Origin of the sequence: Roseburia zhanii (genome assembly GCF_014287635.1) — a bacterium.
GTDB classification, from domain to species: Bacteria; Bacillota; Clostridia; order Lachnospirales; family Lachnospiraceae; genus Roseburia_B; species Roseburia_B zhanii.
Genome location: NZ_JACOPH010000005.1, coordinates 157,448 through 175,031, shown reverse-complemented (window position 1 = coordinate 175,031; position 17,584 = coordinate 157,448). Strand labels below are relative to the sequence as shown.

Here is a 17,584-nt window from a genome sequence, read left to right as displayed (position 1 = left end):
TTGGCACAGAAAATCGCACAAACATGTGCCTGTGATATGGGATCAGAAGATATTGCGGTTGCTGCAAAGTGTTCATATATCCAAAGCACAGAGTCTTTCTTTCCGGTGGAGTTCGTAGAGGAGCGTATCGGGGAATGGACAAAAAAGCAGATGCAGGCACATCATACCCTGCTGTTTATAGGCGCATGTGGAATCGCAGTCAGGGCAGTTGCACCATGTATAACGGATAAACGGAAGGATAGTCCGGTGCTTGTGGCAGATGAGAAGGGAAGGTATATCATTCCCATACTTTCCGGTCACATGGGCGGTGCAAATGAAACTGCCTGTCGGATAGCAGAAAAGATAGGTGCGGTTCCTGTGATCACAACGGCAACAGATATTAACCGGAAATTTGCTGTGGATTTATTTGCAAAGAGAAACGGTCTTCATGTTGTCAATAAAGACGGGATCGCAAAGATATCTGCAAAAGTATTAGCAGGCAGGGAAATTACAATATCTGTAGAGGCAGGACATCTTTCAGATCCATCTGAATGTCCGTCTGGTATTCGGTTCATCCCATATCCACCGGTACAGACAGCAGATGTCCTGATCACAGCTGACAAAACAGAAACAGATGCATTGCTTTTGTTAAGACCAAAAGAATATATCATTGGAATGGGCTGCAAAAAAGGAAAAGAAGCAGATGCGATAGAAGAACTGATCCATAGAACCATAAAAATGGCAGGGATCGATGAAGAACAGATAGTAGCATTAGCATCAATAGAGCAGAAGAAAAACGAGGAAGGATTTCTTAGTTTTAGCAGGAAGAAACGAATCCCGTTTTATACGTTTTCATCAGCACAATTACAGGAAGTAAAAGGGGAATTTCATGTATCTGATTTTGTAAAAGAACAGGTCGGTGTTGATAATGTATGTGAACGGGCAGCTCTTGCAGCTTGCGGAATGGACGGAAAGATCATTTTAGGGAAACATGCAGAAAATGGAATGACGATCGCAATTTCAAAAAGAGAATGGAAGGTGTCTTTTAGTGAAGAATAGGATCTATATTATAGGAATGGGACCGGGGAAAGAAGAAATGATGACAGTAGAAGCACTAGAAGCATTAGAAGCATCCGATGTCATTATCGGTTATACGGTCTATATCAAACTATTAGGGGAGCGGTTTGCAGAGAAAGAAATGATGACCACTCCGATGAAGCAGGAAACAAAACGGTGCAGACTGTGTTTTGAAGAAGCGGCAAAGGGAAAACAGGTAGCCTTGATCTGTAGTGGTGATGCAGGGATCTATGGACTAGCTTCTTTAATGTATGAATTAAACAGGGAATATCCTGATATAGAACTTACAGTGATTCCCGGAATTACAGCAGCGTGCAGCGGGGCGGCTGTGTTAGGAGCACCGTTAAACCATGATTTTTGTGTTATCAGTTTAAGTGACCTGCTGACACCATGGGAAAAGATAAAAAAACGTCTGATCGCTGCAGCAGAGGGGGATTTTGTCATTGCTATTTACAATCCATCAAGCCATAAGAGAAAAGATTATCTGATGAGAGCCTGTGATATTCTGTTACAGGTGATCGAGGAGGAGCGTGCTTGTGGTTACGTGGAAAACATTGGCAGGGAAGGTACAAAAGCAGTAACCTGTACATTAAAAGAATTAAGGGAAACAGAAGTAAATATGTTTACAACAGTATTTATCGGCAATTCAAATTCAAGTATTGTCAATGGAAAACTGCTGACAAAGAGAGGGTATCAAATTGAAAGAAATACTGATATTTGCAGGAACAACTGAAGGAAGAAAATTATCGGAATGTTTAGCAGAAGCAGGCATTGCACATACCGTATGTGTTGCGACGGAATATGGAGAGATTGTTTTAGGAGAGCATCCTTATAGAACGGTTCATCAGGGGAGAATGGATCAAAAAGAGATGCAGAAGTTTTTAGCAGAGCATGATTTTGCAGCTGTTGTAGATGCCACACATCCTTACGCAGCCGTTGTGACGGAAAATATTAAGGAGAGCATGAAAGACACCAGGATCCCGTATCTGCGTTTAAAGAGAGAAGTAGATGAAAAAGACTGCGATGGCAGAAACGGTCAGATCGTTACATTTGAGGATCACAAATCCTGCGCAAAGGCATTAGAACAGGTAGAAGGGAATATCCTTCTTACGACCGGAAGTAAGGAATTAGCAGTCTATGCATCAGATGAAGCATTGAAACACAGGCTTTATGTGCGCATATTACCGGGAATGGAGAGCCTTAGTATCTGTATGGAGCATGGGATCGCAGGAAAACAGATACTGGCATTGCAGGGACCATTTACCACAGAGATGAATGAAGCCATGATAAGACAATACCAGATCAAGTGTCTTGTGACGAAAAGAAGCGGCAGAGCCGGTGGTTATAAAGAAAAAACAGAAGCGGCAAAAAGAGCCGGAATATTGACATTTGTGATCGGCCAGGAGAGAGAAGAAGAAGGATATTCTTTTTGGGAAGTCTCTAAACGGTTAGAGGAGATCTGTGAAAAAGAGATCAGATGGAACAGACCGTTTGAAGTGATACTTGCCGGTGTAGGCATGGGAAGCAGGGAGAACCTTACTGAAGAAGTGAGACAGGCAATAGAAAGTGCGGATGTATTATTAGGGGCAGAGAGGATGATCGCAGGATATCAGGCACGAATCGAAAAAAAGCCTTTGTATACAGCAGATCAGATCATTCCCTATTTAAAACAGATGCAGGGAAAAGAGTGGATGGGAGAAAGCAGAAAAATAGTTGTGCTTTTTTCCGGTGATAGTGGTTTTTACAGTGGGTGTCAGAAATTATATCAGGCATTACAGACAGAGATTGATGCAAAGCGGTTGTATGCATCTGTCCGTATACTGTCAGGTATTTCGTCGGTTGCTTATTTAGCTGCCTGTATCGGAGAAAGTTATCAGGATGCTGCCATATGCAGTATACATGGGAAAAAAATAAGGAATCTTACACAGAAGATCCGGCATGAAAAGAAACTGTTTTTGTTAATGTCAGGAGCATCGGATGTCAGGGCATTAGGTCAGTTATTAGTTAATGCCGGTTTAGAACAATGTATAGTGACAGCAGGCTACCACTTATCTTATCCTGATCAGCAGATACTTACACTGACTCCTGAAGAATGTACTGCAATATCAAAAGAAGGACTCTATACCTGTCTGATCCAAAATCCAGAGGCAGAAGAAAAACGGCTGACACATGGAAAGGCAGATGCAGAATTTATCAGGGAGCGGGTGCCTATGACAAAAGAAGAAGTCAGGGATGTCAGCATCTGTAAGCTGAAATTACATCAGAATGCAGTCGTATATGATATTGGAAGTGGAACAGGATCGATTGCAGTTGAGATAGCAGGACTATCTTCAAGTGTCAGTGTATTTGCTATCGAAAAGAAGGCAGAGGCAGCCAATCTGATTGAAAAGAATCAGAAAAAAGCAGAACTCGAAAATATACAGATCATCAGAGCAGAAGCACCGGAGGGACTTTTAAAACTTCCGGTACCTACCCATGCATTTATCGGTGGGAGTGGTGAAAAGTTAAAAGAGATTTTAACTGTTTTGTATCAGAAAAATCCACATATGCGGATCGTGCTCAATGCGGTCAGCATGGAAACTATCTGTGAAATGAAAGAGGTTTTATCCCTGTTTCCGGTCAGAGAGGAAGATGTGATCCTGATGCAGGTTAGCAGGAGCAGACATCTTGGAAACTACCATCTGATGCAGGCAGAAAATCCTGTCTGGATCTGTTCATTTTCATTTAGAGAGGTGATGCAGGATGAAAATTAACCGGTTGATGATCGCTGCACCGAAAAGCGGAAGCGGAAAAACGATCATGACATGTGCATTATTACAGACATTTAAAGATATGGGACAGAAGGTCATATCTTTTAAGTGTGGACCTGATTACATCGATCCCATGTTTCATCGCAAGGTGATCGGTATTCCATCTAAAAATCTGGATACTTTTTTTACAGGAGAAGAAAAAACAAAAAAGAGTTTTGAAAAGAGTGCAGGCAAAGCTGATATTGCAGTTTTAGAAGGCGTTATGGGACTTTTTGACGGACTTTCCGGTGTAAGAGAGGAAGGATCGTCTTATCATCTGGCAAAAGTGACAAAGACTCCGGTTATCTTAGTGATAGATGCAAAGGGAATGGGGCGTTCTGTCATTCCATTGATCGGTGGATTTTTAGCATATGATAGTGAACATCTGATCAAAGGTGTGATCTTAAACCGGATGTCTAAGGGATATTATGAAATGCTCAGGCCTTTGATCGAGAAAGAATTAGACATTGCTGTTGTAGGATATTTTCCGGATAAACGGCAGTTTCAGATAGAAAGCAGACATTTAGGACTTAAAATGCCAACTGAAATGGAAGATATCAAAGAAAAACTAAAGGAAGTGTCAGAAGAAATTCAGATGACAGTTTCTATAAAGCAGATCATGGAAATAGCAAAAGCTGCAGCAGATCTTTCCTGTGAAAAGGTTTTAGATGAGAGCCCAAAAAAGACCCCCACAGAAGATGCCCCTGTGATTGCTGTGGCAAAAGATGAAGCGTTTTGTTTTTTCTATGAGGATAATCTTCGGTTATTACAGGAATATGGTGCAAAGATAGCATATTTTTCACCAATCCACGATCAGGCATTACCCTATGGGTGCAGCGGGATATTGTTAGTGGGCGGCTATCCTGAATTATATGCAGCAGAACTCAGTAAAAATACAGCAATGCGAGAGGATATACGGAAAAAGATAGAAGATGGTATGCCGGTTGTTGCAGAGTGTGGTGGTTTTATGTATCTGCATAAAGCAATCCGGACTCAGGATGACCATTCCTATCCTATGGTCGGAGCAGTTTTAGCAGATTGTTATGATACCGGAAAATTAGTTCGTTTTGGATATATCGAAATACAGGAATCCGGCAATCATTTTTTAGGGGAAGGAGAACGGATACGGGGACATGAATTTCATTATTATGACAGTGAAAAAAATGGTAATGACTGTACTGCCATAAAACCGGTTACAGGCAGAAGTTATCCCTGTGTGATCGCAGGAAAGGATCACTGGATGGGATTTCCACATCTTTACTATCCTTCTAACCCACTATTTGCAAAGCGTTTTGTAGAAAAAACCATAGAATATAGGCAGAAATAAGAGAGCTGATCACTTTTTATGGTGATCAGCTCTTATCATTTTCATTATTTTGTTCTCACAGTTTTCACTTTTGACCATGAAGCATAAGTTTTTTTACCATTTACAACCTTATAAGTACGGATGCGTACAAAGTATTTTTTCTTTGCTTTTAATTTCTTTGCGGTTGTACGTGTTGTCTGCTTTTTGATCGTTATGGTCTTTTTATTCTTTTTAAATTTTTTATCTGTAGCAAGCTGGATTTCATATCCGTTTGCATCTTTGACCTTTTTCCATTTGATCAGCACAGATTTTTTCTTACCTTTTACCGACTTGATGGACGTCGCTTTTGGTGCGGTTACCGTATTCTGCGGTGTTTCGGAATTAGCTGGTGTCTGTGTGGTATCCGTTCCTTCCGTTGTCTGTGACGGAGCTGGTGTTACCGGTGCAGGAGTACCGGTTGTACCCTGTGATGGCTTCGACGGTGTGGGAGGCTCGGAAGGTGTCACTGGTGTGGTGGATGGATCGACATAGTCAGGATTTTTGGCACCACAGGTACAGAATTGTTTGTTACCGCTAAAATCATGTTTGTGCGCATGATAAGTAAATTCAAATGGAATACTATCTACATCATCATCATAAGTTTCACTCATTCCCCAAAGTCCGATGTAGTAAGTTTTGCCATCTTCTATAAAGGAAGAAAGATCAAAGCGTGTCTGTGCCAGACGACTGGTGATCATCTGATAAGACTTGTCGGTAGCTTCTTTGTCACGCAGAAAGACGCTATAAAAATCCGCATTATCTACTGCATCCCAGGTTAAGATACCAAATTCATCGACATTGATGTTGGAAAAACCGCCAACATGATGTTCTTCATCACACCATCTGCATTTACCGCCTAAATAACTGTGGTCTGCAAGTTCTTTTTCAACAATTCTGGTTGTCTGATTACACAGGGTGCAGAAATAGGTTGTTTTTCCTTTAGTCTGACAGGTAGAATCTGTATCATTTTTCACAATTTCGGTATGTTCGGTATGTGGTGTCCGTTCTGTATGGTTACATGGCTCATAATAAGCAGTTACGGATTTGATTTTAAAACCATAGCATCCTGCCGAATAATTTACTTTCAGAAGTACATTGTCAGTATCATAGGTTCTTGTCTTTGAAGGAATGTCATTTTGTAAAAATTCTAAATAATTTGCAACATCTTCATTTGTATCATAAACATGTATGGCACCTGTGCTGATCTCAGATTTAAGATCAGTTGTTTCATCAAATGCGATTTCTATTTTAGTGGCACCGGGACAGGAGACCTCATAATATTCCGTTGATGTATCTTTAAAAGGATGTACAGATTCAGGAAGGTTTTCAGTGAATGTCTGTGATGCATGTCCGGCTGTACATTCCCTGACTTCTTCCTTCGTGGCTGTATCATAGTAGACATCACCGAATGTATGCGATGCGGTTTTTGGAGTAATGTTATCCTTATAAGCAAGATGACAGCGTTTACATCTGTGCAGGGTATAACCTTCCGAAAAACAGGTCGGTGCTGCAACGGTATCTGTGTAGTCGTGTCCCAGCTTTCCTAAATCAGGATTTGGGATGATGGCTTCACAGTAGGTACATTTATCATAACCATCTTTTGTACAGGTTGGTTCTACACGATAACTTGGTCTTGGAACGTGTGGTGCAAGTTCATCTTCCGTTGTCCATGTTGCGGCACAGATGATACACATGTATTTTGTTTCACCCTTCGTGGTACAGGTAGACGGAGTGCCATCTATTGCTGTTTCTAAGTGTGCCGTATGTTTCTTACGTTCAATATATCCACAGCCATCTGTGATTGCAGTTGCGGAAATGACCTTAAATCCATAATTGGTATCTTTTGCATCTGAAGTCAGGTTTATGATCAGATGGTCAGTTTCAAATGTAAATTCCTGATCGTAATGATTACCGGGACCTATGGACTGTAAGAGGTTTGCATTTGAAACGGAGTTCTTATAGAACTTTATCCTGTCATATGGAGCGAGGATTGACTTATCATCAAATTTGATCTTGATCTTCTTTGCTCCCGGATAGGACAGTTCATAAGTGGTGTCAAGGTTATTATCATAAGGATGTGCTGATTCCGGAAGTATCTGGGCAATCGGAATTTCTACCGAACGGCGATACTTACAGGAGTGGATTTCTTCATTTGTGCTGCTGTCATAGTCTGCCATATCAGCATCTTCCATGACATGTTCTGAAAGCATTTCTGTTTCGTTATCTGCATAGACACTGTCCCCACGCGAACAGGAATGGAGCGTAAATCCTTTAGAAGCACAGGTAGGCTCTACGATCGTTGTAACATAGTCATGTCCTAAAGGCTCAAGGGCAGGATTCTCGATCTGTGTACCACAGATGTGGCAGAGATCCTTTCCATTTTCCGTACAGGTAGGATCGATATGTCTGTCTGCGTCGATCGTGTGTGTTTCACAATCCGGCAGATAAGACAGTTTGTTAATGAAATTAATGTCTTTTAGATAAATATAAGCAGTCAGTGTCGAATTTTTGTAAGTACGGATCTCTTTTAAGCTTGGCAGTTTATTATTGATCCCAAAGACTGTGTCTGCACATTCCATAAATGGATTGAGAACGGTATATGTTTCAATAGAAGAACCGTAAATAGCTGTGGAATTTAATTTTTCTACATTATATGATAACGTAACGGATTTCAGATTGTCATTCTGGATGGCATATTTTGCAATGGAAGATACCTTGTCAGGGGTTGTATAAGAAGTATCTTTTCTGCCGCGTGGATAAAATACAAGTTCGTTTGTATTTCGGTCAATCACAACACCGTCGATTTCATAATAATTCGGGTGGTTGTCGGCTACATGGATGTTTTCAAATTTGGTATTTTCAAAAAGATTGCTGCCACTATTCTGTAATTCTTTTAATGATGCCGGAATCGTAATCTCAGTATCTAAAAGTGTTGCAGCTGACAGTTTGTTTTTGGCAGCTAAAAAAGTGACACCTTCCCCAAGCACCAGATGTTTGATCTGTGGTTCGCTGAGTGCATATTCATTTAATTGTAATGCTTTACCAGTTAAAGTCAAAGTGCCAAGCGTAGTTTCAGAACAAAATGCATTGCCATAGATCATAGTGACACCAGACGGAATCGTATAATCTTCATATACAGAAGCATCTTTATCAGCATATTTATACAAGATGGTCTTGTTCTTATTAAATAAAGAGCCGTCTACACTTGTAAACTCTGTATTGTCAGCAGAGATCGTAAAGCCGTCCCCGATTACAGATGTACCTGCAAATGCATCACGGTCAATCGAGGTAACGGTAGATGGAATGGATACGCTTTCCACACCGGTAAGTTCATAAAAGAGCCATTGACGTAAGCTTGTGACACCTTCTTCGATCACAATATGCTTGATCGTTGTGCATTGATAGAACGGGGTATCATTGCCGGAATACGTTGGGGTATATCCGGTGCCGGACAAGGTCAGTGTACCGCTTTCTTCGTCGAAGGTATAAGTGACCTTTGTTTTCCCTAAAGTGCCGCTTGCAGCGGGTGATTTCTCGTCTGCTTTCACTTTGGCAGCAGACAGTGGAAGCAGTGTCAATAAGGCAAACAGTGCCAGAAATAGCCATGCTTTCTTTTTCAGATTTGTCATAATCTTTCTCCTTTTCTATATTTTATTTTAATGAGTTGCCCCTATGATATGCGGGTCAAAAGGTATTTTGCCCCGCATTTGATACACGAATTGCTCCGTTGCTGTGCAACTCCCGCAATTCTACACACATTCGGAATCCGCCGATTTCCAAAAGGAAATCGCTACTTCCTCATGTGTGAGCGGGTCAACAAGTCAGAAATCTTATCCTGCAAGCAGGAACGATTTCTGATTTCTTGACCCTTGTATAAATTTATTATAAAAGATGCAATTTTCCGAAGTCAACTAGCCAAAAAGTTAGAATTTTCAGTAATAGTTTTGCGAATGGCGTTAGCTGAACGTTCCCTATGGTTTCGTTTTTTGTAATATGAAAATTTGTGAAAAAGAATGTGATTAAATGAAATATATACAAAATAAATGAAAATGAGTGTAAATAAAAGAAGAAATATGTAAAAAATATAAATTAAGTATTTACATAGGAAAATAAATGAAATATAATGAAAAAATGGGAGGATGCCAGAATGCTAGAACAGAAATTGTATACCGTAGCAGATGTGGCAGAATTGACAGGTCTTACGAGCAGAACTATCCGTAATTATCTGAAAGATGGCACATTGCAGGGCAGAAAGATCGGTGTCCAATGGCGTTTTACGGAAGAAGATATTAACCGGCTGTTTTCGGAGGTAGATACAGGAGGGCAGAAGGTTGTGCACATAGAAGATGTCGCTTCTGCATTCCTGCAGGAAGGATCACAGACAGAAGCAGAAGGCTGTCTGATGGTGACGATTCCATATACAGACCAGAAAGAATTAGAAGCCTGTCAGGAAAAATGGCAGAAGATCTGTCAGGATCAGGAAACGGGATTTGTGACAGTGACAGAAGTGATCGAAGATAAGGGGATCTTCAGGATTGCCATGCGTGGCGGTATCAGGCAGTTAGAAGAAATGACAGCGAGGATGAGAAGGTTTGAGTAGTTTAGACAATAACAGTGCCCTGTTTGTAGCAGAGTGCTTAATGGAATACAGCCGTAAAAAGGAGCGGCAGGAGCAGTTGCGCTTAGAGCAGTATTTAGAACATAAAGAACAGATTGCTCTGGCCAAAAAATATATGGTACTGCTTTCTGTGGCAGGAATTATGATGATCAGCCTGTGTATCGGTATGGTCACGCTTGCCATGCAGGCAAGAGAGAAGGAAGAACATATTGCAGATCTTAAGATCGCAGTATCGGAACTGAAAAAAGAGAATCAGGAAGCAGAGAAGCGTATGCATGGAAATGTCGATTACCGCTGGGTCAGGGAACAGGCAGAAAAACTCGGTATGTCGCAGGCAGCGAAAGAACGTATTATCTATTATTCAGTGGATGATGTGGACTATATGATGCAGTATGAGAGCATACCGCAGGGATGAAGAAAAAATGGTTGACAATTTTTAAAATCCGTGTTTTACTGATAACAGTTATATGACTGACGGAAGTGGAGTAAACCACATGAAGTATAACGATATGAATGCCGACCGTCTGGGCGAGGAGTCCGGATGTGCCGGTTTTTTGTTATATGAAATATCCAAAAGAATGTCCATATAACGAAGCAGGATTTGATATGTTCCGGGGATAAGGAAACAGTATCCGGGTGTCTGCAGACAAATTGCAGATACGTATGTATGAAATTCGGTACATGAGGAACTCTTGACAAAACATGCTGGTTAGAATAAACTAACTACAGCTAGAGCAAACTAACATATTTTGAATCAGGAGGTAAAGAAATGCAGAATGCATGGAGAGGCTTTCATGGAGGAGCCTGGGAAAAAGAAGTAAACGTCAGAGATTTTATCCAATTAAACTATCATCCATATGATGGGGATGATACATTCTTAGAGGGACCGACACAGGATACCTTAGATTTATGGGATCAGGTATTAGAACTGTCAAAACAGGAGAGAGAAGCCGGCGGAGTATTGGATATGGACACAAAAGTGGTTTCAACCATTACCTCCCATGGACCGGGATATTTGAATAAAGATAAAGAAAAGATCGTAGGCTTCCAGACAGACAAGCCATTTAAACGTGCCTTACAGGTATACGGTGGAATCCGTATGGCGGTCAAAGCGTGTGAAGACAATGACTATCAGGTAGATCCGGAAGTAGTCGAATATTTCACAACCCATAGAAAAACACATAACGCAGGTGTGTTTGATGCGTATACACCGGAGATGCGTGCGTGCAGAAGTGCCCATATCATCACAGGACTTCCGGATGCATACGGACGGGGACGTATCATCGGAGATTACAGAAGGGTAGCACTTTATGGTGTAGACCGTCTGATCGAAGATAAAAAGGCACAAAAAGATTCCACAAGGATCATCATGTATTCAGATGTTATCCGTGAAAGAGAAGAATTATCCGAACAGATCCGTGCCTTAGAAATGTTAAAGAAATTAGCAGAGATCTATGGCTGCGATATTTCAAAACCTGCAACGAATGTATTAGAGGCAGCACAGGCTGTTTACTTTGCATATTTAGCAGCAGTCAAAGAACAGAACGGTGCGGCAATGAGTCTTGGACGTACTTCTACATTCTTAGATATTTACGCAGAGCGTGATCTTGCAGAAGGTACATTTACAGAAAAAGACATTCAGGAGATCATTGACCAGTTCGTTATGAAACTCCGCTGCATCAAGTTTGCAAGAACACCGGAATACAATTCCATTTTTGCCGGAGATCCTACATGGGTAACAGAGTCCATCGGTGGTATTGGTGTAGATGGCAGAAGCATGGTAACAAAGATGTCTTACCGTTACTTAAATACTTTAAATAATATCGGTGCAGCACCGGAACCAAACATGACGGTACTCTGGTCTGTAAAACTGCCGGATAACTTTAAAAAGTTCTGCTCTGAAATTTCCATCAAACATTCTGCGATCCAGTATGAAAATGATGATATCATGCGTGTGGTACATGGTGATGATTACGGTATTGCGTGTTGTGTATCTTCCATGAGGATCGGTAAGGAAATGCAGTTCTTTGGAGCAAGGGCAAACCTTGCAAAGTGCCTGCTTTATGCGATCAACGGCGGTGTGGATGAGATGAGCGGCAAACAGGTAGGTCCGAAATACCGTCCAATCACATCAGAATATTTAGATTTTGACGAAGTCTGGGATAAATATAAGGATATGATGAAATGGTTAGCAAGTGTATATGTCAATGCTTTAAATATCATTCATTATATGCATGATAAATATTCCTATGAGAAGATACAGATGGCATTACATGACAAACAGGTAAAACGCTGGTTTGCAACAGGAATTGCAGGAATGAGTGTTGTTGCAGATTCACTTTCTGCTATTAAATATGCAAAAGTAAAACCGATCCGTGACGAGAATGGGATTGCCATTGATTTTGAGATTGAAGGAGATTTCCCAAAATATGGTAATGATGATGACCGTGTAGATTCCTTAGCACAGGATGTACTTCATACGTTTATTTCCTATATTAAAGGAAACCATACATACCGTGGCGGTGTTCCTACAACATCTATTCTTACGATTACTTCTAATGTATCTTATGGTAAGAATACAGGATCTACACCGGACGGCAGAAAGCGTGGTGTAGCATTTGCACCGGGCGCAAACCCGATGCATGGACGGGATACCAATGGTGCAGTAGCATCGTTAGCATCTGTTGCAAAACTTCCATTTATGGATTCACAGGATGGTATCTCAAATACCTTTACGATCGTGCCGGATGCACTCGGAAAAGATACCGAAGATGCAGAGAAGAACTTAATCGCATTATTAGATGGTTATGTAGCTAAAGGTGGACATCATTTAAATGTCAACGTTTTAAATAAAGATACTTTATTAGATGCACAGAAACATCCGGAGCTTTACCCACAGCTTACAATCCGTGTATCCGGTTATGCTGTAAACTTTATCAAACTTACAAAAGAGCAGCAGGATGAAGTTATTGCCCGTACATTCCATGAAAGGATGTAATGATACCAGGTTCAAAAGGTTTTAACCACATGAGCTTGCCCATATGTGGTTAGAAACCTTCTTGAACCGCCCCAATATGAGCATAAAAGTGGAATGAGAATCCCACGATATGCGAATATTGGGAAGGATTGTGGGAGTGCGGAGCACGGAGCAATCCGCAGGTATCATGTAAGGTTCAAAAGGTTAAAACCACATGAGTATACAAGCGGGCACAAAAAGGAGGATCTTATGTCAGGATATATTCATTCACTCGAAACTTTTGGCACCGTAGATGGTCCGGGTGTCCGCTTTGTTGTATTTTTTCAGGGGTGTCCGATGCGGTGTCTGTATTGCCACAATCCGGACACATGGCAGATGAAAGACGGTACACAGACAGAGGCAGATGAAATTTTAGAAAAATATGAACGCAACCGTGTTTTTTATACCACTGGTGGGATCACAGCCACCGGTGGAGAGCCGTTGCTTCAGATCGATTTTTTATTAGAATTATTTCAAAAAGCAAAAGAAAAGGGAATCCATACCTGTTTAGATACATCAGGAATCCTGTTTGATCAAAATGATCCTGATAAAATGGAGAAATTTTTAGAATTAGTCAAAGTGACAGATCTTGTCATGTTAGATATCAAACATATAGAAGATACAGAACATCAGAAACTGACAGGACATTCTAACAAGGCAGTCTTTGCCTTTGCGGGATTTTTGAAAGAACACAATATCCCAGTGTGGATACGCCATGTATCTGTGCCGGGAATTACAGATCAAAGAGAAGAACTTGAAGCATTAGGAAGATATTTAAAGACACTTCCGAATGTAGAAAAATTAGAACTGCTGCCTTATCATGCATTAGCAGTTCCAAAGTATGAAAATCTAGGGATCGACTATCCACTCAAAGATACACCGCAGATGTCAAAAGCAGAAGCAAAAGCTGCCTATGAGATCGTGTGTGCTGCGTGGAAATAAACAGAATTGCTATCATTTTGGCATAAATCTTCTCCTGCATCATAAACTTTAGTAATCAGGGGAATCGGAGGAAGCAAGTTGAGTGCCAAGACGAAGATCGTAGTTCTTCATATGAAAGAGATGATATATACATTGATATTTGCAGGACTTGGAATACTGCTGATACTGCTGTTGATATGTATGTTTCTTCCAAAGCAGAAAGAAAAAGCGGTAGAAACCATGACGTATGTTGCCGGAGTATATACGTCTACGGTACAGTTAAATGACAGTACGATGGATGTACAGGTGGTAGTAGATGAGAGCAGGATCAGATCCATCTCATTAGTCAATTTAGATGAAACTGTATCAGCTATGTATCCACTGATGCAGCCGGCTGCCGAAAGTTTAGCAGATCAGATCATCACCAAGCAGTCAACAGAAAATATTTCTTATGACAAGGATAACCAGTACACATCGATGGTACTGTTAAATGCAGTAAATGATGCATTGACGAAAGCAGAAGTGGAGTGATCAGGCGTAATTTTAATTACGAATATACTTAAAAAGTATTATTGAAAATAGCAATAAATTGTAGTAAGATAGTAGCAATTAAAGAAGATAAGAAGACAGATACGATGGCGTATATACTATAGAAGTAGTATATACGCATTTTTTATTCTTAACTATTTAACAGTTTCATAGTTACGAATGCTGACTCTTATCTTTAGCATGAAAAAATTACAGAAAGAAAAAGGTGCAAAGGGGCATACAGGAGAATGTATGCCCTTTTTTGCATGGAAAGGAGCCGGATATGTCACATGGTCTTATTGCAGTACTGATCATCTTAGTGGTCATCGTTGGTGCGATCACCACAAGAAGATGTGTGGAGTTTTTAATTGGGGGGTCATTGTTAGCGACACTTGTACTATATGGAAAAGATTTCTTAGTACAGTGGTGTACGATCTTGCAGGAGGTATTTGCAGATAATGTCTGGATCGTTTTAGTCTGTGGACTGTTTGGCAGTCTGATCGCACTGCTGCAGGCATCAAAAGGAACGTTTGGTTTTTCAAAAGTGATCTCTAAGATCTGTACCAACGAAAAACGGACATTATTAGCTTCCTTTATCTTAGGTGTGCTGATCTTTGTGGATGATTATCTGAATGTGTTATCCATCGGTGTCTGCATGAAAGGTGTATATGACAAGCGGAAGATACCAAGGGAAACTTTAGCTTATATGTTAGATGCAACCGGTGCTCCGGTGTGTGTATTGCTTCCGTTTTCCACATGGGCAGTATTTTACGCAAGTCTGTTTGAGGAAGAAGAAAGCGTAAAAGCCTTAGGCTATGCAACCGGTATTCAGGCATATATCCATGCAATTCCGTTTTGCTTTTATCCGATCATCACCTTATTGATCGTTCTGCTGTTTTCATTAGGTATCATGCCAAAATTAGGAAGTATGAAAGCTGCTTATAAACGTGTCGCAGAAACCGGAAAAGTGTACAGCGATGCCAGCAGAAAGTATAACCACGAAGAAAGAAAAGGATTTGAAGAAGAAGGAAATATCTGGAACTTCTTAATTCCGATGATCGCATTAGTAGCGATCGCAGTGGTAACCGGTAATCTGTTACTGGCAGTGATCGTGGCGCTTTTGATCTGTTTTGTGCTTTATCTTCCGACAAAAGTAGTGACATTAGATGAATTTTTCAATCTTATCATCAAAGGATTTGCAGATATGCTTCCGATCCTGACACTGCTTATGATCGCTTTTGTATTACAGAAAACAACAGAAAGCCTTGAAATGACAGACTTTATCATTCAGGTGATGCAGCCACTCTTAAAGGGGACTTTATTCCCTGCAATGGCATTTGTCTTAGTTGCAGCACTTACATTCTGTACAGGTTCCTTATGGGGCATGAGTGCAGTTGTAGCACCGATCGTATTTCCGCTTGGTGCAGTCATCGGAGCAAATCCAATCCTGATCATGGCAGCAATCATTTCCGGTGGTGCATTCGGAAGCCATGCCTGCTTTTATACAGATGCGACACTTCTTTCGTCCACAAGTGCCGGTATCGATAATATTGAACATGCCATGTCACAGCTTCCATATGTCATTATCGCAGCCGTGGCATCTATTATAGGATTTATCATCTGTGGAGCGGTGATGTGATCGTTACGGTTTATACAGCAGCAGAACAAAGGAATGGTGAAGATATGAAATATATAGTAAGAAGCAGACAGGTATTTGATGCAGTCAGCGATAAACCGGAACCAAAGACAATTATGATCGAGGATAAAAAAATAGAGAAGATCCTGCCATGGGATGCAGCAGAAAGCGAAGAATATCAGGCATATCCATTAAAAGATTATGGGGATAAACTGATCTTACCATCCTTTATGGATGCACATACCCATGTATTTTCAGGAGCGGTAACGGCAAGTGATTATGTCTGCGATACTTTAGGGGAATGTAAGTCACAGGAAGAATGTGTAGAGATGATAAAAGCGTTTGCAGATGCACACCCTGATCTGAAACGTATCCGTGGAACCGGCTGGTTTGTAGGAAACTGGGATAATGCACCATTGCCGGACAAGCGAAGCTTAGATGCCATACTGCCGGATATACCGGTGTATTTACAATGTGCAGACTGCCACAGTTTCTGGATGAATACAAAAGCTTTAGAGGAGGCAGAGATCAAGCCGGATCCGGATTTTCCGAATGGGATCATCGGAACTTTTGAAAATGGAGAATTGAGCGGACTGTTGATGGAACCGGCAGCATGTGAGCCGGCAAATGAAAAATTTATGGATTTTACAAAAGAGGAATTATTAAAGATCCATCGAAACTTCCAGAAAGTATTAAGCAGCTATGGAATCAGTGCAGTCAGTGAAATGTTTGCAAATGATTATGTGGATGCGACTTATGAAAGCTATGATCTGTTAAAAGAGATCGATGAAGAAGAAGGACTTGCCGCACATGTCTATGCTTATACAAAATTATTCGGATATACAGAATTTTCACCTTATTTTAAAATGAAAGAGCATTATGATTCTCCACATTTTCATATTGCAGGATTAAAAGGATTTATTGATGGAGTCACAGAAACCTATACAGGTCTTTTGCTGGAGCCATATACAGATAAACCGGAAACCTGCGGTGAGGGCTTGCCACTCTGGCCAAAAGAAAAAATGCAGCAGGAGATCATTGCGGCAAATAAAGCCGGAATACAGGTACGTTTACACTGTATTGCAGACGGATCAGTGCGAATGGCACTTGATATATATGAAGAATCCGTTAAAATAAATGGTGAGAAAGGACTTTTTAATACGATCGAACATATTGAAAATATCCATCCGGCAGATATTGGCCGTTTTGCAAAACTCCGCGTGATCCCATCCATGCAGCCGTATCATGTGACTTTGTCTAATAATGATAAGATTTTCCGTATCGGCGCAGAACGCTGTGAGTATGAGTGGCCGGTCAGAACGATCCATCGTGCAGGTGGGGAAATTGCGATCGGAACCGATTTCCCTGTAGTGACGATCGATCCGTTTAAGACGATCTATGCCGCAGTCACAAGGAGAGATGATGCAGGAAATGTGGTCTGCCACAACCCATGGGAAACCTTAGAAATGGCAGAGGCACTCAAGGCATATACGACCGGAGCGGCAAAGGTATATCATGCAGACAAAGAAATGGGAACATTAGAAGAAGGAAAACTGGCAAATCTGATTGTTTTAAGCGATAATCTCTTTGAAATACCAACGGAGCAGATTGAAGATACAAAAGTAGTGGTCAATATCTTTGAAGGAAAAGAGATCTATGCAGTTTAAGGAGGAAC

Annotated in this window: 12 protein-coding genes and 1 riboswitch; of the genes, 11 read left to right on the top strand and 1 reads right to left on the bottom strand. The window is 40.9% G+C overall.

Going from position 1 to position 17,584, the window contains the following annotated elements; genetic code table 11:
* The 4 genes from H8S17_RS08330 to H8S17_RS08315 are packed head-to-tail and all read left to right on the top strand — an operon-like array spanning position 1 to position 5,172.
* A complete protein-coding gene (locus H8S17_RS08330; protein ID WP_243238015.1) occupies positions 1-1,038 on the top strand; it encodes a cobalt-precorrin 5A hydrolase in 1,038 nt (345 codons plus the stop codon).
* On the top strand, positions 1,028-1,789 hold the full coding sequence (gene cobJ / locus H8S17_RS08325) for a precorrin-3B C(17)-methyltransferase (protein ID WP_178050393.1): 762 nt from the start codon (positions 1,028-1,030) through the stop codon (positions 1,787-1,789). Before H8S17_RS08330 ends, cobJ begins: the two co-directional genes overlap by 11 nt.
* Entirely contained in the window at positions 1,755-3,809 is a 2,055-nt protein-coding gene (gene cobK / locus H8S17_RS08320) for a precorrin-6A reductase (protein ID WP_186866943.1), read from the top strand. The genes cobJ and cobK overlap by 35 nt, the downstream gene beginning before the upstream one ends.
* A complete protein-coding gene (locus tag H8S17_RS08315) occupies positions 3,799-5,172 on the top strand; it encodes a cobyrinate a,c-diamide synthase (protein WP_186866942.1) in 1,374 nt (457 codons plus the stop codon). The genes cobK and H8S17_RS08315 overlap by 11 nt, the downstream gene beginning before the upstream one ends.
* 44 nt (positions 5,173-5,216) lie before the next feature.
* Here H8S17_RS08315 and H8S17_RS08310 read toward each other — a convergent pair whose 3' ends face one another.
* Positions 5,217-8,819, bottom strand: a complete 3,603-nt coding sequence (locus H8S17_RS08310) for a leucine-rich repeat protein (RefSeq protein WP_186866941.1) — start codon at positions 8,817-8,819, stop codon at positions 5,217-5,219.
* Between the two features lie 518 nt (positions 8,820-9,337).
* Between H8S17_RS08310 and H8S17_RS08305 the strand changes: the two genes are divergently transcribed.
* The 7 genes from H8S17_RS08305 to H8S17_RS08275 all read left to right on the top strand — a co-directional run bounded on the left by H8S17_RS08305 (position 9,338) and on the right by H8S17_RS08275 (position 17,576).
* The gene (locus tag H8S17_RS08305; protein WP_186866940.1) at positions 9,338-9,790 is read left to right on the top strand and encodes a helix-turn-helix domain-containing protein; all 453 of its coding nucleotides are present in this window, start codon (positions 9,338-9,340) and stop codon (positions 9,788-9,790) included.
* Complete coding sequence (locus H8S17_RS08300) at positions 9,783-10,223, top strand: hypothetical protein (RefSeq protein WP_186866939.1); 441 nt, start codon at positions 9,783-9,785, stop codon at positions 10,221-10,223. Before H8S17_RS08305 ends, H8S17_RS08300 begins: the two co-directional genes overlap by 8 nt.
* 42 nt (positions 10,224-10,265) lie before the next feature.
* A riboswitch (ZMP/ZTP riboswitch) is annotated at positions 10,266-10,345 on the top strand.
* A 232-nt stretch (positions 10,346-10,577) separates the two neighbouring features.
* On the top strand, positions 10,578-12,806 hold the full coding sequence (gene pflB, locus H8S17_RS08295; RefSeq protein WP_186866938.1) for a formate C-acetyltransferase: 2,229 nt from the start codon (positions 10,578-10,580) through the stop codon (positions 12,804-12,806).
* A 228-nt stretch (positions 12,807-13,034) separates the two neighbouring features.
* Positions 13,035-13,766, top strand: a complete 732-nt coding sequence (pflA, locus tag H8S17_RS08290) for a pyruvate formate-lyase-activating protein (protein WP_186866937.1) — start codon at positions 13,035-13,037, stop codon at positions 13,764-13,766.
* 78 nt (positions 13,767-13,844) lie between these two features.
* Positions 13,845-14,276, top strand: coding sequence for an FMN-binding protein (locus H8S17_RS08285; protein ID WP_178050401.1), 432 nt, complete (start codon positions 13,845-13,847; stop codon positions 14,274-14,276).
* Positions 14,277-14,556: 280 nt separating this feature from the next.
* The gene (locus tag H8S17_RS08280; protein WP_186866936.1) at positions 14,557-15,912 is read left to right on the top strand and encodes a Na+/H+ antiporter NhaC family protein; all 1,356 of its coding nucleotides are present in this window, start codon (positions 14,557-14,559) and stop codon (positions 15,910-15,912) included.
* Positions 15,909-17,576, top strand: a complete 1,668-nt coding sequence (locus tag H8S17_RS08275) for an amidohydrolase (protein ID WP_186866935.1) — start codon at positions 15,909-15,911, stop codon at positions 17,574-17,576. The genes H8S17_RS08280 and H8S17_RS08275 overlap by 4 nt, the downstream gene beginning before the upstream one ends.
* Positions 17,577-17,584 lie beyond the last annotated feature (8 nt).

Bases quoted from the DNA above. Each gene is read 5' to 3' on its own strand.
- H8S17_RS08315 (WP_186866942.1), top strand. From the start codon at position 3,799: ATGAAAATTAACCGGTTGATGATCGCTGCACCGAAAAGCGGAAGCGGA.
- H8S17_RS08310 (WP_186866941.1), bottom strand. From the start codon at position 8,819: ATGACAAATCTGAAAAAGAAAGCATGGCTATTTCTGGCACTGTTTGCC.
- H8S17_RS08305 (WP_186866940.1), top strand. From the start codon at position 9,338: ATGCTAGAACAGAAATTGTATACCGTAGCAGATGTGGCAGAATTGACA.
- pflB (WP_186866938.1), top strand. From the start codon at position 10,578: ATGCAGAATGCATGGAGAGGCTTTCATGGAGGAGCCTGGGAAAAAGAA.
- pflA (WP_186866937.1), top strand. From the start codon at position 13,035: ATGTCAGGATATATTCATTCACTCGAAACTTTTGGCACCGTAGATGGT.
- H8S17_RS08280 (WP_186866936.1), top strand. From the start codon at position 14,557: ATGTCACATGGTCTTATTGCAGTACTGATCATCTTAGTGGTCATCGTT.